General features: G+C 52.3%; 1 tRNA gene and 1 rRNA gene. Both read right to left on the reverse strand.

The features are described 5' to 3' along the window. Positions 1-40: 40 nt before the first annotated feature. Positions 41-117, reverse strand: a tRNA-Ile gene (locus tag E8K88_RS17690). A 298-nt stretch (positions 118-415) separates the two neighbouring features. Then, positions 416-2,099, reverse strand: a 16S ribosomal RNA gene (locus E8K88_RS17695). Between the last annotated feature and the right edge of the window lie 158 nt (positions 2,100-2,257).

A 2,257-nucleotide genomic window follows, 5' to 3' on the forward strand; every position in this document is an offset into this window, starting at 1 on the left:
AACTATCCCAATGCTTCGATCGATTGACCGTTGGAGTATTTGGTGGGTCTAGTTGGGCTCGAACCAACGACCCCTGCGTTATCAACACAGTGCTCTAACCAGCTGAGCTACAGACCCAAGAATTACAGAGCAAGAACAAATAACTTTATTCTCAGTCTGCAACCTCTTATTTCCAACAACCGATAAGTGTGGACGTTTGGCAAGATGTCTTGCCTGTTTTTCCAGAAAGGAGGTGATCCAGCCGCACCTTCCGGTACGGCTACCTTGTTACGACTTCACCCCAGTCACGAGCCCTGCCGTGGTAAGCGCCCTCCTTACNCCAGGAATAACAAACATTATTCTCAATCTGCAACCTCTTATTTCCAACAACCGATAAGTGTGGACGTTTGGCAAGATGTCTTGCCTGTTTTTCCAGAAAGGAGGTGATCCAGCCGCACCTTCCGGTACGGCTACCTTGTTACGACTTCACCCCAGTCACGAGCCCTGCCGTGGTAAGCGCCCTCCTTACGGTTAAGCTACCTACTTCTGGCAGAACCCGCTCCCATGGTGTGACGGGCGGTGTGTACAAGACCCGGGAACGTATTCACCGTGACATTCTGATCCACGATTACTAGCGATTCCGACTTCACGCAGTCGAGTTGCAGACTGCGATCCGGACTACGACTGGCTTTATGGGATTAGCTCCCCCTCGCGGGTTGGCAACCCTTTGTACCAGCCATTGTATGACGTGTGTAGCCCCACCTATAAGGGCCATGAGGACTTGACGTCATCCCCACCTTCCTCCGGTTTATCACCGGCAGTCTCATTAGAGTGCCCAACTTAATGATGGCAACTAATGACAAGGGTTGCGCTCGTTGCGGGACTTAACCCAACATCTCACGACACGAGCTGACGACAGCCATGCAGCACCTGTGTTACGGCTCTCTTTCGAGCACGAAGCCATCTCTGGCAACTTCCGTACATGTCAAAGGTGGGTAAGGTTTTTCGCGTTGCATCGAATTAAACCACATCATCCACCGCTTGTGCGGGTCCCCGTCAATTCCTTTGAGTTTTAGTCTTGCGACCGTACTCCCCAGGCGGTCAACTTCACGCGTTAGCTTCGTTACTGAGAAAATAAATTCCCAACAACCAGTTGACATCGTTTAGGGCGTGGACTACCAGGGTATCTAATCCTGTTTGCTCCCCACGCTTTCGTGCATGAGCGTCAGTGCAGGCCCAGGGGATTGCCTTCGCCATCGGTGTTCCTCCGCATATCTACGCATTTCACTGCTACACGCGGAATTCCATCCCCCTCTGCCGCACTCCAGCTATGCAGTCACTAATGCAGTTCCCAGGTTGAGCCCGGGGATTTCACATCAGTCTTGCATAGCCGCCTGCGCACGCTTTACGCCCAGTAATTCCGATTAACGCTTGCACCCTACGTATTACCGCGGCTGCTGGCACGTAGTTAGCCGGTGCTTATTCTTACAGTACCGTCATGGCTCCAGGGTATTAACCCAAAGCTTTTCGTTCTGTACAAAAGCAGTTTACAACCCGAAGGCCTTCGTCCTGCACGCGGCATTGCTGGATCAGGCTTGCGCCCATTGTCCAAAATTCCCCACTGCTGCCTCCCGTAGGAGTCTGGGCCGTGTCTCAGTCCCAGTGTGGCTGGTCGTCCTCTCAGACCAGCTACAGATCNAACCCGAAGGCCTTCGTCCTGCACGCGGCATTGCTGGATCAGGCTTGCGCCCATTGTCCAAAATTCCCCACTGCTGCCTCCCGTAGGAGTCTGGGCCGTGTCTCAGTCCCAGTGTGGCTGGTCGTCCTCTCAGACCAGCTACAGATCGCAGGCTTGGTGAGCCTTTACCTCACCAACTACCTAATCTGCCATCGGCCACTCTCATTGCGCAAGGCCCGAAGGTCCCCTGCTTTCATCCGTAGATCTTATGCGGTATTAGCTACTCTTTCGAGTAGTTGTCCCCCACAACGAGGCATGTTCCGATGTATTACTCACCCGTTCGCCACTCGCCATCAGGCCGAAGCCCATGCTGCCGTTCGACTTGCATGTGTAAAGCATGCCGCCAGCGTTCAATCTGAGCCAGGATCAAACTCTTTAGTTCGATCTTGTTAAACTCACTCACTTAGCGGAATTGAAGTAAACCTGTAAGCTTTCAGTATTGCTACCAAAAGGCCTACACACTTCTTTCTATTCTGTTGCATGAGCGTTTGGCATTGCTGCCTTGCATCCTAACCAAAGAATAAATTCTAAGATCAGGAC

This window comes from Lampropedia aestuarii, from assembly GCF_004803635.1.
Lineage (GTDB): Bacteria > Pseudomonadota > Gammaproteobacteria > Burkholderiales > Burkholderiaceae_C > Lampropedia > Lampropedia aestuarii.